The organism is Sphingomonas sp. FG14 (assembly GCF_057809675.1).
Map to the genome: position 1 here is coordinate 24,221 of NZ_JBMDKK010000020.1, position 15,331 is coordinate 39,551.

The 15,331-nt window shown below is 65.1% G+C and carries 13 protein-coding genes and 1 pseudogene; 7 read left to right on the top strand and 7 right to left on the bottom strand.

Annotated elements, in window-relative coordinates; genetic code table 11:
• Positions 1–73 precede the first annotated feature (73 nt).
• Together ACODTA_RS26485 and ACODTA_RS26490 are read left to right on the top strand one after the other, a co-directional pair.
• Positions 74–496, top strand: a complete 423-nt coding sequence (locus ACODTA_RS26485) for a MerR family transcriptional regulator (RefSeq protein ID WP_014072603.1) — start codon at positions 74–76, stop codon at positions 494–496.
• Between the two features lie 170 nt (positions 497–666).
• Entirely contained in the window at positions 667–1,227 is a 561-nt protein-coding gene (locus ACODTA_RS26490) for a recombinase family protein (RefSeq protein ID WP_004213255.1), read from the top strand.
• 61 nt (positions 1,228–1,288) lie between these two features.
• Here the strand turns inward: ACODTA_RS26490 and ACODTA_RS26495 are convergent.
• Positions 1,289–3,562: pseudogene (locus tag ACODTA_RS26495) on the bottom strand (Tn3 family transposase); the annotation flags it as partial.
• Between the two features lie 125 nt (positions 3,563–3,687).
• Between ACODTA_RS26495 and ACODTA_RS26500 the strand changes: the two are divergent.
• Together ACODTA_RS26500 and ACODTA_RS26505 are read left to right on the top strand one after the other, a co-directional pair.
• Complete coding sequence (locus ACODTA_RS26500; protein WP_008832583.1) at positions 3,688–4,308, top strand: recombinase family protein; 621 nt, start codon at positions 3,688–3,690, stop codon at positions 4,306–4,308.
• Positions 4,305–4,835, top strand: coding sequence for a GNAT family N-acetyltransferase (locus tag ACODTA_RS26505; RefSeq protein ID WP_007686150.1), 531 nt, complete (start codon positions 4,305–4,307; stop codon positions 4,833–4,835). Before ACODTA_RS26500 ends, ACODTA_RS26505 begins: the two co-directional genes overlap by 4 nt.
• A 66-nt stretch (positions 4,836–4,901) precedes the next feature.
• Here ACODTA_RS26505 and ACODTA_RS26510 read toward each other — a convergent pair whose 3' ends face one another.
• The 6 genes from ACODTA_RS26510 to ACODTA_RS26535 all read right to left on the bottom strand — a co-directional run bounded on the left by ACODTA_RS26510 (position 4,902) and on the right by ACODTA_RS26535 (position 13,497).
• A complete protein-coding gene (locus ACODTA_RS26510; protein WP_439959212.1) occupies positions 4,902–6,164 on the bottom strand; it encodes a type II restriction endonuclease in 1,263 nt (420 codons plus the stop codon).
• A 281-nt stretch (positions 6,165–6,445) separates the two neighbouring features.
• Positions 6,446–6,850, bottom strand: coding sequence for a copper-binding protein (locus ACODTA_RS26515; protein ID WP_037462736.1), 405 nt, complete (start codon positions 6,848–6,850; stop codon positions 6,446–6,448).
• The gene (locus ACODTA_RS26520) at positions 6,847–9,990 is read right to left on the bottom strand and encodes an efflux RND transporter permease subunit (protein WP_066969660.1); all 3,144 of its coding nucleotides are present in this window, start codon (positions 9,988–9,990) and stop codon (positions 6,847–6,849) included. Before ACODTA_RS26520 ends, ACODTA_RS26515 begins: the two co-directional genes overlap by 4 nt.
• A complete protein-coding gene (locus ACODTA_RS26525) occupies positions 9,987–11,477 on the bottom strand; it encodes an efflux RND transporter periplasmic adaptor subunit (RefSeq protein ID WP_021243085.1) in 1,491 nt (496 codons plus the stop codon). Before ACODTA_RS26525 ends, ACODTA_RS26520 begins: the two co-directional genes overlap by 4 nt.
• Positions 11,474–12,736, bottom strand: a complete 1,263-nt coding sequence (locus tag ACODTA_RS26530; RefSeq protein ID WP_013039107.1) for a TolC family protein — start codon at positions 12,734–12,736, stop codon at positions 11,474–11,476. The genes ACODTA_RS26525 and ACODTA_RS26530 overlap by 4 nt, the downstream gene beginning before the upstream one ends.
• A 398-nt stretch (positions 12,737–13,134) precedes the next feature.
• Entirely contained in the window at positions 13,135–13,497 is a 363-nt protein-coding gene (locus ACODTA_RS26535; RefSeq protein WP_007406428.1) for a hypothetical protein, read from the bottom strand.
• Between the two features lie 261 nt (positions 13,498–13,758).
• On the opposite strand from ACODTA_RS26535, the gene ACODTA_RS26540 reads away from it, so the two are divergent.
• The 3 genes from ACODTA_RS26540 (at position 13,759) to ACODTA_RS26550 (ending at position 15,316) form a co-directional block, all read left to right on the top strand.
• Positions 13,759–14,097: a hypothetical protein gene (locus ACODTA_RS26540; protein WP_021243088.1), complete on the top strand. Its 339-nt coding sequence runs from the start codon at positions 13,759–13,761 to the stop codon at positions 14,095–14,097.
• Positions 14,098–14,240: 143 nt separating this feature from the next.
• On the top strand, positions 14,241–14,666 hold the full coding sequence (locus ACODTA_RS26545) for a heavy metal-responsive transcriptional regulator (RefSeq protein WP_021243089.1): 426 nt from the start codon (positions 14,241–14,243) through the stop codon (positions 14,664–14,666).
• Positions 14,667–14,998: 332 nt separating this feature from the next.
• A complete protein-coding gene (locus tag ACODTA_RS26550) occupies positions 14,999–15,316 on the top strand; it encodes a hypothetical protein (RefSeq protein WP_021243090.1) in 318 nt (105 codons plus the stop codon).
• The last annotated feature ends 15 nt before the right edge of the window (positions 15,317–15,331 follow it).

Here is a 15,331-nt window from a genome sequence, read left to right on the forward strand (position 1 = left end):
TTGAATCCCTTGTTCCAACTGAGTGATTCGCAGTGTAGGCTCTGTAGCCACTACAGACTCAAGAGGTATTTTCATGGAGCAACAGGTCGGCATCTTGCGTGCCCAGCTTGCCCGGAAAACAGGCTGCAATCTCGAAACCATCCGCTATTACGAGAAGGTGGGATTGCTGCCGGGGCCGCCTCGCAGTTCCAACGGCTACCGCGTCTATTCGCCGGAACTGGTGCAAAGGTTGCAGTTCATCCTGCGCGCGCGCGACCTTGGCTATGCAATGGATGAGATACGGTCATTGTTGTCGCTCACCGATACCGGTGCACAAACCTGCGCGGAGGTTATGGCGAGAACCGAACTCCACCTTGAAGATGTCCGCCGCCGCATTGCAGATTTGCAGAAGATAGAGGTGACGCTGGCGACCACGTTAGCCAGATGCACTGGAGATGACGTTGCCGAATGTCCCATCCTGGAAGCACTCCAGTTTTTACCCCATCAAGGCAATTGACGCCATCTTTGAGGGATTTGATTTTGTGATGTCAGCTTGGAGTATAGCCTAACCGGACGTCAGGGCGCTACCGCGGTTTCTGTCAGATTAGGGTACTAAACGGAATTTGTTGACGAATGTCGTTGCGTATCATAGATTTCAACCTGACATTTTGATGGAGAGAGTGCGCAGTGAAGGGGCAACGGATCGGCTATGTCCGGGTCAGCACGTTCGATCAGAATGTGGATCGCCAATTGGAAGGTCAGTCGCTCGATCGGACCTTCACCGACAAGGCATCGGGCAAGGACGTCAACCGCCCCCAGCTTGAGGCTCTGCTCACTTTCGCCCGCGAAGGCGATACCGTCGTCGTCCACAGCATGGATCGGTTGGCCCGCAATCTGGATGACCTGCGCAAGCTGGTCCAGGGCCTCACCAAGCGAGGTATCCGGATCGAGTTTGAGAAGGAAAGCCTGTCCTTCTCGGGGGAGGACTCCCCGATGGCCAATCTGATGCTCTCGGTCATGGGTGCGTTTGCTGAGTTCGAGCGCGCCCTGATCCGCGAACGGCAACGCGAAGGCATTGCGATCGCTCGGCAGCGCGGCGCCTATCGGGGGCGGAAACGGTCGCTCTCGGATGAGATGATTGCCGATCTGCACCGCCGCGTTGCCGCCGGTGAACGCAAGGCGACCATCGCGCGCGACATGGGCATCAGCCGCGAAACCCTCTACCAGTACCTTCGCGCCGCTGCCTGACACCAATGTTCACATTATGTCCGGAAAATCGTTGTTCAGCGTACAAAGCTTGAGGTGACGCCAGCAAGGCGCAGGCGGCGAACACATGATCGGTGAAGCCGCCCGTGTCGGCAAAATGCTGGCGAACGCGGCGGCCCGCGTCATTCATGAGCAGCCCGTCCAGGATATAGGGAGCCTCGCTGACCGTTGCCGGGATCACCTGGGTTGCGAACGGCGCATATTGATCGGACACATGGCTGTATCCCTTGAGGCCCGGGACGTTGCCATATTTCGCGTTGATCAGATTCATCGCCTCGCCCTGCTCGGTAGCAAGGAAGAACTGCCCGTCGCTGGATGCCGATTGCCCTTGTCCCCAGAAGGCGGCCATGGGCAGGGCGGCGTGGGCCTCCACGATCATGGCGAGCGCCCGATCATAGGCGCTGCCTTCGACATGCCAGCGCGCGATCCGCAGCAATTCCCAGAAGCTGTGCGTGTTGGTCGCCGCCGCCATCTTGCGCAAACCGAGATTGACGCCTTCCGCCAGCAACACGTTCATCAGGCCGATCCGGTCGCTGCAGGGCGCGCCGGTGCGCAGATGCGTGAACGCCTCGGAAAATCCGGTTCGCTCATCGACTTCCAGCAACAGATCGGTGATCCTCGCGGGCGGGAGCTGTTGATAGAGATCGAGCACGAGATCCTCGGCCCCTTCGGGCGTGTCGGCCCTCAGCTTGTCGATGTGCAGCTTGCCGTTCTCGATGATGCCGCCTGGGATCGTGCCGGTTCGCGCCGCGCGGCCAAACTCCTTCAGCCGTGTATCCAGTCGAGCCCTGCGCTCGGCCAGCCATTCGCCGGGTCGCAGCGGCACGGCGAGCCGCGCGGTCTGCTCTATCGCCTGTGGCGGGACCAGAAGCTGCTTGAGGTCGCCATAGCGGCGCGATCCCGCCAACCATATGTCACCGGACCGGAAGGCGTCGCGGATGTGGAACAGCACCGCGATTTCCCAAAGCCGGTGGTCGCCGCTGGGCTCAGCGCGAAGATGACGATGCCATTTCGAGTTGGGACGTAGAAAATCCACCGGCGGATCGACCTTGATCCCGTTACGCAGCATCGCAACGGCCGTCAGAAGAGGCGTGGCGATCGGCGCCGCCTGCATGTCGAGCAGGCGCAGCATCCTGGGCGCGTAGAGGCGGAAACGGTGATAGCCGTCCAGCACACGGCTGAGCGGGTCGGCCGCGAGCACGTTGGTCAGCGCGGAGGCCGTGGCGACAAGGGTTCTGAACCGTTCCCAGCCAGGCCCGGTGGCGATTATCCCGTCCAGGGCCGTGCCATCGTCCTGCGCTCCAAGCAAAGCACCACCGATTTCGGCAAAGGACTTCAGCGTGTCCCGAACGGCCGCCTTTTCGTCGGCGATCCTGGTGTTGCAAAGGCGTTCGGAGGCCCGATAGAGACGGCCTACGATGCGATCGTGGGTCTCCACGATGACATCGGCCAGCGATGACCGCCATTCCAGGGTGCAGACAGCGAGGATCGCAAGCCGCCTGTCTTCGGGCAGATCACGCATGCCGTCGGCGTAATAGCGCTCGCCCTGCCGGCGAAGCCGGGTCACACGATGCGCCGGCACGCCGTCCAGCAAATCCGCCGGAAGATCGAACCTTTGAAGATATTCCAGTCGATCCATCAGCCGGTTAGCGGCTGCTGAATTTGCGCCAACCTCGAACTGTCGCAGCCATACGAAGCGCGTGACGCGACCATCCACCGTATCCTCCAACAGGTGAGCCAAATTCTCGCTCAGGGTTGGCGTGATGCGATGGGCGATAAGATCCTCGATCCGGCGCTCGGCCTCAACCAGCGCATCGGCGCAAAGGCGCTCGATCGTCGAGGAGCCGGGAAGGATCGTGCGGGTGCGGCGACACTCCGCAACGAAGCGACGGGCAAGATCCTCATTCGATGTCGCCGCCTCGGCTTCCCGAGCGATCCATTCGCGCAAATCCCGTGCGCCCCGCCCCGAAAAGGAGCGATAGCCGTAGATTCGGCGAAGGTCCGCCAGATGCTCGTGCCGGGTCTCCTCGCGCGCGGCATAGAGGAGTAGATCGTCGCTGGTCAGGCCGAGCTGGGCCGCGATGAAATCCGATACCTGCGCCGGGATCAACTCGCCAGGAGCGAGCACCCGGCCCGGGTAGCGCAGGACGCACAGTTGCAGCGCGAAGCCAAAACGATTGTGGGCGCGCCGGCGCTGGCGGATATGCCCGAGATCCTCATCGCTGAGGGTATAGTGCCGCAGCAGCTCACCTTGATCGACCGGCAAGTGAAGCAGCGCCTCGCGCTGTCGATCGGTCAGGGTCACGCGACGCGGCATACATGCTCCTTATTCTTTCCGAGCTACGGTTTGAGATAGCTTGATTGAGATGCTGGTTAAGATACACAATAGCCCAATCTTATGTGCTCATGTTCGTCACCGCCTCAAACCTTCGTTTGTGATCCATGCTGATCGGCTACGCCCGCGTGTCCAAAGCCGACGGCTCGCAGTCGCTCGACCTGCAGCACGATGCCCTTCGCGCTGCCGGTGTCGAGCCAGGCAATATCTATGATGATCGTGCATCCGGTAGCCGTGATGATCGCCCCGGTCTTGCCGCCTGCCTGAAATCGTTGCGCGACGGCGATGTCCTCATCGTTTGGAAGCTCGACCGGCTCGGCCGAACGCTCACCCACCTGGTCAGCACGGTGCAGAATCTGTCGGATCGCGGTATCGGTCTGCGGGTGCTCACCGGCAAGGGCGCGCAGATCGACACCACGACGCCATCGGGCCGGATGGTGTTCGGCATTTTTGCCACACTGGCGGAGTTTGAGCGGGATATGATCCGCGAGCGCACCATGGCTGGCCTGGCCGCTGCCCGCGCGCGGGGACGCAAGGGTGGCCGCAAGTTCGCCCTCTCCAAGGCCCAGGTGCGGCTCGCTCAGGCTGCTATGGCCCAACGCGACACGTCCGTTTCCGACCTCTGCAAGGAACTCGGGATCGAGCGCGTCACTCTCTACCGCTATGTCGGTCCCAACGGGGAACTCCGGGATTACGGTCAGCGCGTGCTTGCTGCCAAAACGCGATGATGATGACGGGAGCCCCGATCAAACTTACCCAAGCGGACGCCGCAGACGTTGCAGACCTGTACAACCGTTGCAGCGACTATTTCCTGTTGCAGGACGGGGCCGCGCCCACGCTGGACGATGCTCGCGAGCTTTTCTCCGATGTGCCGCCCGAAAAGAGCGCCCACAATCAAGCTGTCCTGGGATGGAAGGGGCCTGGCGGCCTATATGCAATCGCGGCCATCCTCCGCGATTATCCGCGTGATGGCACATGGTATCTCGGCTTCATGATCGTAGATGCCGCACAGCGTGGTCGTGGCGTCGGACGCTCAATTTACTCGACGGTCGAAAGCTGGGCCGCTGCGAGAGGTGCCACAGAGATTCGGTTGGCCGTGCTGGAAGCGAATGAAGCGGCAGAGCGATTTTGGCGTTCTCTCGGCTTCATTGAGTATCGGCGCGTTGGGCCAGACACCTTCAAAATGCGTAGCCATCGCCGGATAGAACTGAGCCGTCGCCTTTCTGGCGCGACCGTAGAAGGCAGCAACAAGTAAGATCTCGCGCCGGCTATCTGGGCGAGCTTGGCGTAGGATTCCGCCCCCTCCCGCAAACGCCCCCTTTCAGGGAAGGGGGCTTGAGATCGCCTTGATGGCCTTCAATCCCGTTCCAAAACGAGCGATCGCGTCCCTGTTTCTCTCCAGCTCGCCATAGGGCAGATAGGCGAAGTCGAGATCGGCAATACGGCTGAAAGCCGGGCGACGGAGTTGCGCGCGAACGTCCTGCTCGCGCGCATTCGGTGCGACCAGGAATAGCCCGGCGGCAGCGTGCAGATCGCTCCCCGACAGCGCCAGATCGAGCATGCGCACGATCCCCGAGTAGATCGAGGTCGAATGTTCAACCTCGAACGCGGCGGCGACGCCGTCGCCACCCTTCGCCAGCCACAACACGTCGATGAGGCGGATCGAGTCCGCTCCGGGAGAGGTCGCAATGGCGTCTGGAAGGCGCTCGAGGCATCCCTGTCCAAGCGGGCAGCCAGCGTGAAGTCGACCGCGGTCATTGGCGGCGATCCACACATCGTAACCGAGGGCATGGCCGAGGTCGCGCAGCCAGGCCTGGATTTCGGCGTGCGTGCGATCGGTTTCGCCCTGCGCGGCGGCTGTCTTGTCGAGCCGGCTTGCCTCCGCTCTGGCATGTTCCAATCTGCCGAGCCAGTCGTCGGCCGCCGTTGCGTCATCCTCCAGCGGTGGCGCGGGATAGCGGCCCGAGCCAATGTCGAACAACAGTCCGCCGATCGCGCCGAGATCGTTGGAGAGCAACTCGCGGTAACGGTCGTTGAGGTCGAGGATGCCGGCGCGCATGGCGAGAAAATGATCCCATGACCCGAGCTTCACCTTGGCGCCGGTGACGGCATTGTAGCCCTTGACGATCGCGGTATTGAAGGGCGGCACCAGCGTCGGGTGAAGGAAATAGAGCAGGTTGGCCGCCGCCGGCCCCAGCCCCTTGATCTTGAGCGCGTCTATGCTGCGGATGTGGCTGATGATCTCCTCGGCGGTATCGCAGCACGAGCAATTGTCGAGCAGGCGACCGAACGCCCGCTGATTGTCCGGGCTTTCGTAAATGTCGGGAATGCGCAGCTTGGGCTTCCACAGCCAGGCATGGTCGGCGCCCTTGAAGATCTGCCGCTGTTCGGCGATCGAGTGGACAACCGTTTCCAGTGACGAGCCGCGATAGGCGACGCCGAACCGCCCACTTTCGATTTCCACGACCACCTGCTGCAGCCCCCGACGGATGGAGCGGAAGTTTTTCAGGCGTTCGTCCCAAAGAAACCAGGAGCGATAGGTGGCGCCCGGATCGTCTCGCCAACGACGGACAAGCTCGCTCAAGAGATCATGATGTGTCGTGGGTAACAAGGTCATACTGGCTCGGTCATCCTGAACTGGCTCCTTGCCGCTCAGGCTATCGCGGGCAAGGGCGGCTTGCACGTTCAATGTGCGATCCGCGAAGCTTGCTCAAACTGCCTGTGATCGCGCAGGGAAACGCGGCTGGCGTTGGGCGTTGCCGATCGCATCCGTAGACCGGGCGCACGGCCAGGCAGACGGCCGGCAGGGGCGTCGCCGCCCCGGAGCGGCGACGCAACCAGCTTCTTTTGGTCGAACTTAGCGGATCATTGCTTTGTGATCGCGGTGACCTCGCCATCGCTGCCCTTGAGCGAGAGGTCGAAATCGACCTTGTCGCCGACCTTGACCGCATCGGTGATCGCGGGCGCCGCCTTGAACGCCATCGTCATCGCCGGCCACTTGGCTTCGGGGATCGGGCCGTGGTTGAGCGTGATCGTGCCCGCCGTCTTGTCGATCGCGGTGACGGTGCCATGGCCCTTGGCCTTGATTGCGGCGTTCGCGTCAGGCGCCATCGACATGTTGCCCATGTCGCCGCTCATGGTCGCGGCAGGCGCCGCCTGGTTGGTTTCGGTTGTAACCGGGGTCTCGCCCTTCTTGCCGCACGCGGCGGTCAGGACGGCAAGGCCGAGGGCGAGGGTCAGTCGTGCATGTCTCATAATCGTCTCCTTCATGATGAAGCGGGTTGATGGATGGGGTCGGTCTTCGGCCGGCGCAGCAGCAGATAGGCGGCGGGCAGGACGAACATCGACAGCAGCGGCGCGCTCAGCATGCCGCCGATCATCGGCGCCGCGATCCGGCTCATCACCTCCGAGCCCGCGCCCGATCCCAGCAGGATCGGCAGCAGGCCGGCGAGGATCACCGCGACCGTCATCGCCTTGGGCCGGACGCGCAGCAGCGCGCCTTCGCGCACCGCGGCCTTCACCTCGGCGGCGTCCGGATTAGCCGTGCGCTCGGCCAGCGCATTCTTGAGATAGATCAGCATCACCACCCCGAACTCGGCGGAGACGCCGGCGAGCGCGATGAACCCGACCCCGGTGGCAACCGACTGGTTGAACCCCAGCAGATAGAGCGTCCAGATGCCGCCGGTCAGCGCGAACGGCAGCGTGCCCATGATCAGCGCAGCCTCGTCGAAGCGGCCGAAGATGAGGTAGAGCAGCACGAAGATGATCAGCAGCGTCGCGGGCACGACCAGCTTCAAGCGGTCGACCGCGCGCTCGAGATATTCGAACTGGCCCGAATAGGCGATGCTGACCCCCGGCGAGAGCCGAACCTGTCTCGCCACCGCGCGTTGCAGATCGCCAACCACCGAGGCGAGATCGCGCCCGCGCACATCGACATAGACCCAGGTCGAGGGCCGGGCATTCTCGGTCTTGAGCATCGGCGGCCCTTCGGCGATCGTGACATTGGCGACCGTGCCGAGGGTGATCTGCTGGCCCGCGGGCGTCAGGATCGGTAGCCCCCGCAGCCCGTCGAGGCTGTCGCGCAATTCGCGCGGATAGCGCACGCTGATCGGATAGCGGGCGAGGCCCTCGACCGTCTCGCCGATCGTCTCGCCGCCGATCGCGCCCGAGACGATGGCCTGCACGTCGGCGATGTTGAGTCCGAACCGCGCAGCGGCGGCGCGGTCGATGTTGACATCGACATAGCGTCCGCCGGTCAGCCGCTCGGCGAGCGCCGAGCTGACGCCCGGCACGGTCCTGGCCACGGTCTCGACATCATGGGCGATGCGGTCGAGCTCGGCGAGATCACTGCCCGACACCTTGACCCCGATCGGGCTCTTGATGCCCGTCGCGAGCATGTCGATGCGGTTGCGGATCGGCGGCACCCAGATATTGGCGAGCCCCGGAAGCCTCACCCGGCGATCGAGCTCGTCGATCAGCTTCTCGGGCGTCATGCCTGGTCGCCACTGGTCGCGGGGCTTGAACTGGATCGTCGTCTCGAACATCTCGAGCGGGGCGGGGTCGGTCGCGGTCTCGGCACGCCCCGCCTTGCCGAACACGCTTTCGACCTCGGGCACCGTCCTGATCAGCCGGTCGGTCTGCTGGAGCAGTTCGCTCGCCTTGGCGGCCGAGAGACCGGGCAGGGCCGAGGGCATGTAGAGCAGGTCGCCCTCGTCGAGGTTGGGCATGAATTCGCCGCCGAGCCGGCTGAGCGGCCAGGCCGTGGTCGCGAACACCAAAGCCGCGATCAGCAGCACGGTCTTGGGCCGCTTCATCGTCCAGTCGATCGCAGGCCGGTAGAGATCGGTCAGCCAGCGATTGACCGGATTGGCCTGCTCAGGCGGGATCCGCCCCCGGATCAGCCAGCCCATCAGGATCGGCACCAATGTCACCGACAGGATCGCGGCGGCGGCCATCGCATAGGTCTTGGTGAAGGCGAGCGGCGCGAACAGCCGGCCCTCCTGCGCCTCCAGTGTAAACACCGGGATGAACGACAGCGTGATGATCAGCAGGCTGAAGAACAGCGCCGGCCCGACCTCGGCCGCCGCCTCGGTGACGAGGATCCAGCGCGTCTCGCCGTCGAGATGCGTGCCCGGATGGTCCTGCTCCCAGCGCTCGATCTTCTTGTGGGCGTTCTCGATCATGACCACGGCCGCATCGACCATGGCACCGATCGCGATGGCGATGCCGCCGAGCGACATGATGTTGGCGTTGACGCCCTGGTAGCGCATCACGACGAAGGCGGCGAGCACGCCCAAGGGAAGGGTGAGGATCGCGACGAGCGCCGAGCGGACATGCCAGAGGAAGAGCGCACAGACCAGGGCCACGACGACGAACTCCTCGACCAGCTTGTGGGTGAGGTTCTCGACAGCACGGTCGATCAGCTGCGAGCGGTCATAGACCGTCACCACCTCGACGCCCGGCGGCAGGCTCCTCTTGAGGTCCGCGAGCTTGTCCTTGACCGCCGCGATCGTCTCCCGCGCATTCTTGCCCGAGCGCAGGATCACGACCCCGCCTGCGACCTCGCCTTCACCGTTCAGCTCGGCGATGCCGCGCCGCATCTCGGGGCCGATCTGGATCGTGGCGACGTCGCCGAGGCGGATCGGCACGCCGCCGGCCGCCGTCTTCAGCGGGATCGCGCGGAAATCGTCGAGCGTCTTCAGATAGCCTGAGGCGCGCACCATATATTCGGCTTCGGCCAGCTCGAGCACCGACCCGCCCGCTTCTTGATTGGCCTGCCGGATCGCCTCGACCGCCTGGGCGTGGGTCACCCCGTAGGCCGCGAGCTTCACCGGATCGAGCAGTATCTGATACTGCTTGACCATGCCGCCGATGCTGGCGACCTCGGCGACGCCGGTCACGGTCTTGAGCTCATAGCGCAGGAACCAGTCCTGCAGACCGCGCAGCTGCGACAGGTCATGCCGGCCGGTGCGGTCGACCAGCGCATATTCATAGACCCAGCCAACCCCGGTCGCGTCGGGCCCGAGCGCGCTGCGCGCGCTCGCCGGCAGGCGCCCCTGCACCTGGTTCAGATATTCGAGCACGCGGCTGCGCGCCCAATAGAGATCGGTGCCGTCCTCGAAGATCACATAGACGAAGCTGTCGCCGAAGAAGGAATAGCCGCGCACCGTCTTGGCGCCTGGCACCGACAGCATGGTGGTGGTGAGCGGATAGGTGACCTGGTTTTCGACGATCTGCGGCGCCTGACCCGGGTAGCTGGTACGAATGACGACCTGCACGTCGGACAGATCGGGGAGGGCGTCGATCGGGGTGGATCGTACCGCCCAGAGGCCCGCGCCGACCAGCGCCAGCATGCCGATCAGAACGAAGAAGCGGTTCTTGACCGACCAGCGGATGAGATGGGCGATCATCGGCCCGCCACCTTCGCCATACGCCGCAGCGTCGGTCCCGCCGGGGGCCGGTCGAACCCGAACCGAACCCGGTCGCCCGCCTTGAAGCCGCGCGCGATGCCCGGATCGGCGAGCGCGAAGGTCATCGTCATCGCGGGCCAGTCGAGCGCGGGGACCGGTTCGTGGCTGAGCGTCACCGCATTGGCCGTGAGCCGCTCGATCTTGCCCGTCGTCTCGTACAGCGTGGCTTTCGACCTCGGCGCGGCGATGGTCGCCGATGCCGCACCGCCGCCGATCGGCCGCGCCTCGATTCCCGACAGGCTCGCCTCGGAGTCGATCAGGAACTGCCCCGAGGCGACGACTTTCTCGCCGGGCGACAGGCCGGCAAGGATCTCGGTTTCACCGCCCGCCTCGCGGCCGATGCGGACCTCGGCGGGATGATAGCGCCCGTCGCCTGCGGCGAGCATGACGAGCGTGCGCTTGCCCGTGCGGATCACCGCCTCGCTCGGCACCAGCAGCGCCGGCTTGGCATCGCCGCCAAGCACGACGCTGGCGAACATGCCCGGCCGTAACCGCCCGTCCCGGTTGGGCAGCTCGATCCGCACGGTGAGCGTGCGGCTGTCGGCCTGCGTCGTCGGCAGGATCGCGATCACCCGGCCGGCGAAGCGCTCGCCGGGGAAGCTCGCCAGCGTGGCGCTGGCATTCTGGCCGACCCGGACATCGCCCGCGCGCGCTTCGGGCACCGCGGCATTGAGCCAGACGGTGCCGAGCCCGCTTACCTGGGCGAGCGTCTGGCCCATGGCGAGCGTCACGCCGGCACGGGCGTCGAGCGTCTGGATCGTGCCCGAGATCGGCGTCGTGATGGTCACCACGCCGTTCGGCCGACCGCTCCGCTCGACGCTGGCGATGAGGCCGTCGGACATGCCCATCAGCCGCAGCCGCTGGCGCGCGGCCGCGGTGAGATCGGGCTTGCCGAGCCGCCTGACGCTCAGATATTCGGTCTGCGCGCCGCCCCATTCGGGCAGGAGCAGGTCCGCGATCGGCGCGCCGGCGCGGACCACGTCCCCGGGCGCTCGCGCATAGACGCGGCTCACGAACCCGCCCGAACGCGCCTGGATGACGGCGACGTCGCGCTGGTTGAAGTCGATCGTGCCGGTGACCTCGAGGGCCGAGGCAAGGCTGCCCATCTTCGCCGCGACGACCCGCAATCCCAGGCTCTGCCGCGCGGCGGGATCGACGGCGACCGTGGGGGCCGCGCCGGCGCTTCCTCCGTCCGCGTATCGCGGCACGAGCTGCATATCCATGAAGGGCGACTTGCCGGGCTTGTCGAACTTCTGGTTGGGGAACATCGGATCGTACCAGTAAAGGACTTTGCCTGCCCCGGCGGGCGTGGTCGCCTCCGATTGCGGTGCCTGGCGATGGCCAGCCCAATAGCCTGTGCCGCCGGCCAGCAGCGCGACAGCCAGGATCGATGCGCCCCAGCGCAGCGCGGATTTATCGAGCGTCATGGCCGCTCCTCCCCATAGGTGATAGTGATGCGGACCGCGTCGCGCGCGACGTCGGCTTCGCGGTTGAGCGCCTCGACCTCGGCCTCCGCGAGCCCGAGCGTCGTGAGCAGCGCGGCGCCAAGGTCGAGCTTGCCGGCGCCATAGCTGTCGCGGTCGAGCTCGGCGCGGTGCCTGGCGAGTGGCACCAGCGTCTCGCGGGCATTGCGCAACCGGGAGAGATGCATGGCATGGTCTGCGAGATCGGCGTCGAGCTGCGCCACCAGCTCGCGGCGGATCGCCTCGCGGTCGAACCGACCCCCTTGCGCAAGGCTCTCGCTTGCAGCGATCCTGGGGTTCTGGCGCTTGCCGGCGAACAGCGGCAGGTCGATCGACACGCCGACCGAGGCCATGTCGCCGTACATGGGATCGCGCCGGCCATAGGTGACGCCGACCTTCCAGTCGGGGCGCTTGTCGGCGCGCGCGAGACGCACGTCCGCTTCGGCGACTGCGATCCGCGCGTCCTGCGCGCGCAGGGCGGGAAGCGCATCGATCCCGGCCCGCAGCCGGATCGGATCGACATCGAGCATCGGCGGGTCGCCCGTCGCCTGCGGGTCGGGGTCGCCGGTATAGCGCGCGAGCCGGGCCCGCGCCTGCGCCACCACCGCAGCCATCTCGGCGCGGCGATCGGCGATGGCGGCGCGGAGCTGGTCGGGCTCGAGCGCCTGGCTCGGGCGCGCGCTGCCCGACGCCAGGCGTGCGGTCACGGTCTTCTGCAGGTCGTCGAGGCTGGCATCGAGCAGGTCGAGCTGCCGGAGCCGGCGTTCTCCATAATAGAGATCGACCCAGGCGAGGGCGGTCTCGAGCCGCACGTTGCGGCCTTCGACCAGCTCGCCCGCCTCGGCGATACCGATATCGGCCGCGGCGCGCGCGGCGCGTGCATGGCGCTTGGCGAGATTGGGGAAGGTCTGGCTGAACCCGATCGTCGCCATGGTGAAATCGTCGCGCGTGAAGCTGCCGGCATTGGGGCCGCTCACCGGGAAGTTCTGCAGGCCCAGGTCGAGCGTCGGATCGGGCAGGCGATCGGCCGCGACCGCCGAAGAGCGGGCGCCGGCTGTCGCCGCCGCGCGCGCCTTGAGGCTTGGCGCGTTGGCGGCAGCGAGCCTCACTGCCTGCTCGTAGGTGAGCGGGCCGGCCGACACCGGCACGGCCCAGGCGCTCGCAAGCGTCGCACCGATAGAGAGCAACAGGCGTCGCACAGCGCGCCTCGGCATCATGATCATGGATATCATCCCCTCATGACAGAGGCGGCGCGCCAAGATGTGACGCGCCGCTCCGGAGCGGGTTTAGCCCTTGTCCGACCTGACTGCGCCGCGCATGCAGTCGGCGGCGCTTGCCTGCATCATCGCGCAATCGCAGCTGGCCATGTCCCGGCTGTCGGGCACCCATATGCGGACACGCGCAGGGCCAGTCGCCCGCGGACCATATTGCGGCGCCGACCGCCATTCCCAATGGCCTTGCGGCGTGCGGCTCGCGTCGGTTGCAAGCGCAGGCGCGGCGAGACTGAGGGCCGCCACAAGGGCGGCCGGAAGCAGTTTGATCATCACGAAAACCTTTGACTGAAAAGAAGGAAACCGGGCGCGCACGCATCGATCGATGCGCGCAGCCCGTGCTCGTTCAATCAGGCAAGGCTGGTGGGAGGATCCGGCTCGGGCGCAACCGCCTTGCCGGTCAATATCGTGTCGGTCGTCCAGAAGCTGGGCGCGTCGTAGAGACGCGCAGGCGCAACGCCGCCTGCCAGGTCCGCTGCGACCAGCGGGATCACGCACCCCATCGCGGCGATGCAATCGAGCGTCAGGCCCTTGCAGGGCTTTTCGCTGGGCGCAGGCTGCTGCTTGGCCATCATCGCCATGCAGTCCGCATCCATGCCCTTGGCCAGCGGCGCGCCTGCCGCCTGCGGCACGCTGTGCGCGGCCGCCATCTGGGCTCCGAAGAGACCGGACAGCGCTCCGATGACGAGCAGGAGGGCGAGCAGGCGTTTCACGGGCCTCGATATCTAGCGGGTTTCGCGGGCGCAGCCAACCAAAGTCTCGCGCCGCGCGGATTTTGAAGTGCTGACGGCTGATTCCGTCAACTCCGCGTCAATAAAGATCCGGCCCGGGGAAGAAGATCGGCTGCGGCCTCTACGTATATCGAGGCTGGACCCGGGACCGTAGTCCCAAGCCTGAAGAGACGCTCTTCCCCTCGGCAAAGTCCGGGCGGTGGCTTACCATCCAAGGAGGTGAATATGGTCAGAAAAACTCTCATGGTCGCGCTTGCCGGCATTTCGATGCTTGCTGCCGTCCCCGCTATGGCCCAGGGCATCGGGCACAGCCTGTTCATGCGCGGCTCGATCGTCGACACGGGCAGCAACGGCACGGTCGTCTGCATCGGCAAGGCCGATGGCGCCGAGGTCGGCCAGAAGCTCGAGGTCTATCGCGTCGTGACCCATCCGGGTCCGTCCAAGGGCGTGGCGCCGACCTATCACCGCCAGCTCGTCGGCCATGTGACAATCGACCATATCTTTGACGATCACTTCGCGCACGTGTCCGTCGCCGACGGCACGCCTGCCAAGCACGACATCGTCGAGCTTCGCAAGAACTGACAAGCCGGTGGCCCGGCGGCACGGGCTGCCCTGATGCGACGCGTCGGGGCAGCGGGCCGCCGGCGACGAGGAGACCGTTCGGGGTCAAAGCGAAACCGCTTGACCCTGGACCATGGTCCAACCGGCATGATCGAGCGGATGACATGGGCAATTTCAAGATCGGCGAACTGGCCGCGGCCGCAGGCGTGGGCCGCGATACGATCCGCTATTATGAGCGGATGGGCCTGCTGCGCGAGCCCGCGCGCACGGCAGCGGGCTACAGGCTCTACGACGCGACGGACCTCGAGCGCGTCAACTTCATCCGCTCGGCGCAGGAGCTTGGCTTCACCCTCGATCAGGCCCGGCAGCTGCTGGCGCTCAGGGCATCGGACACCGCGCATGCGCAGGCCGTGCTCGATATCACGCTCGCCAAGATCACGGACGCCGAAGTCCGGCTCAAGCGCCTGTCCGATATTCGCGACATGCTTCGATTGCTTGCCGATGAGTGCCCGGGCGAAGTTCCTGTTTCCGATTGCCCTATTCTCACGTTCCTCACGGAAAGGCGGAGATCTGATCACCGAAAGATATAAGAGCAAGCCTCGCAGGAAGAACAAACACCATTATTAAAAGGGGATTTATCATGACACGAATGCATATAGTGGCTGGGATTGTTCCAGCATTGCTTCTGGGCGCCTGTGCGACGACGCCGCCTACCTCCGCACAGGTCGAAAGCTGTAGGGCCATGGAGGGCGATATGGGTCTCCAGACACGTCATGACCATGGCGAGATGAAACAGCAGGGTCGTAATCCCATGAACCTGTCGCACGATCAGTGCCGCAAGATTCTTCGCCAAGCACAATGATTCCTGCTCCGGGTGGCTCGGGCCCACCCGGAGATTCCTCCAGTACGAAAGGAAGAAGCAATGGTCGGAAATCGAAAAGTCATACTGTCGCTAATCAGCGTTAGCCTGCTCTCGATGGCGGCGCTTTCGGGCTGTGAGCGCAAGACCGATCAGACGGTGCCGGCTGCGGCCAACAGCGCCGCACCCGCGGCTGGCGCTGATAGCGTAAATCCCGCCGGCATGGATCATTCGGACGCCATGGCCAATGAACAGGAGATGGAGCGGCATCACCAGCAGGCCATGGACCATGATGCGATGCGCCAGGGAGGCATGAACAGCAGCGCTCCGAAGACCGAGCCTGCGCCTGCGGATTCGGCGATGCCGATGAAGGACATGTAAGGGCGCGAAGGGGGT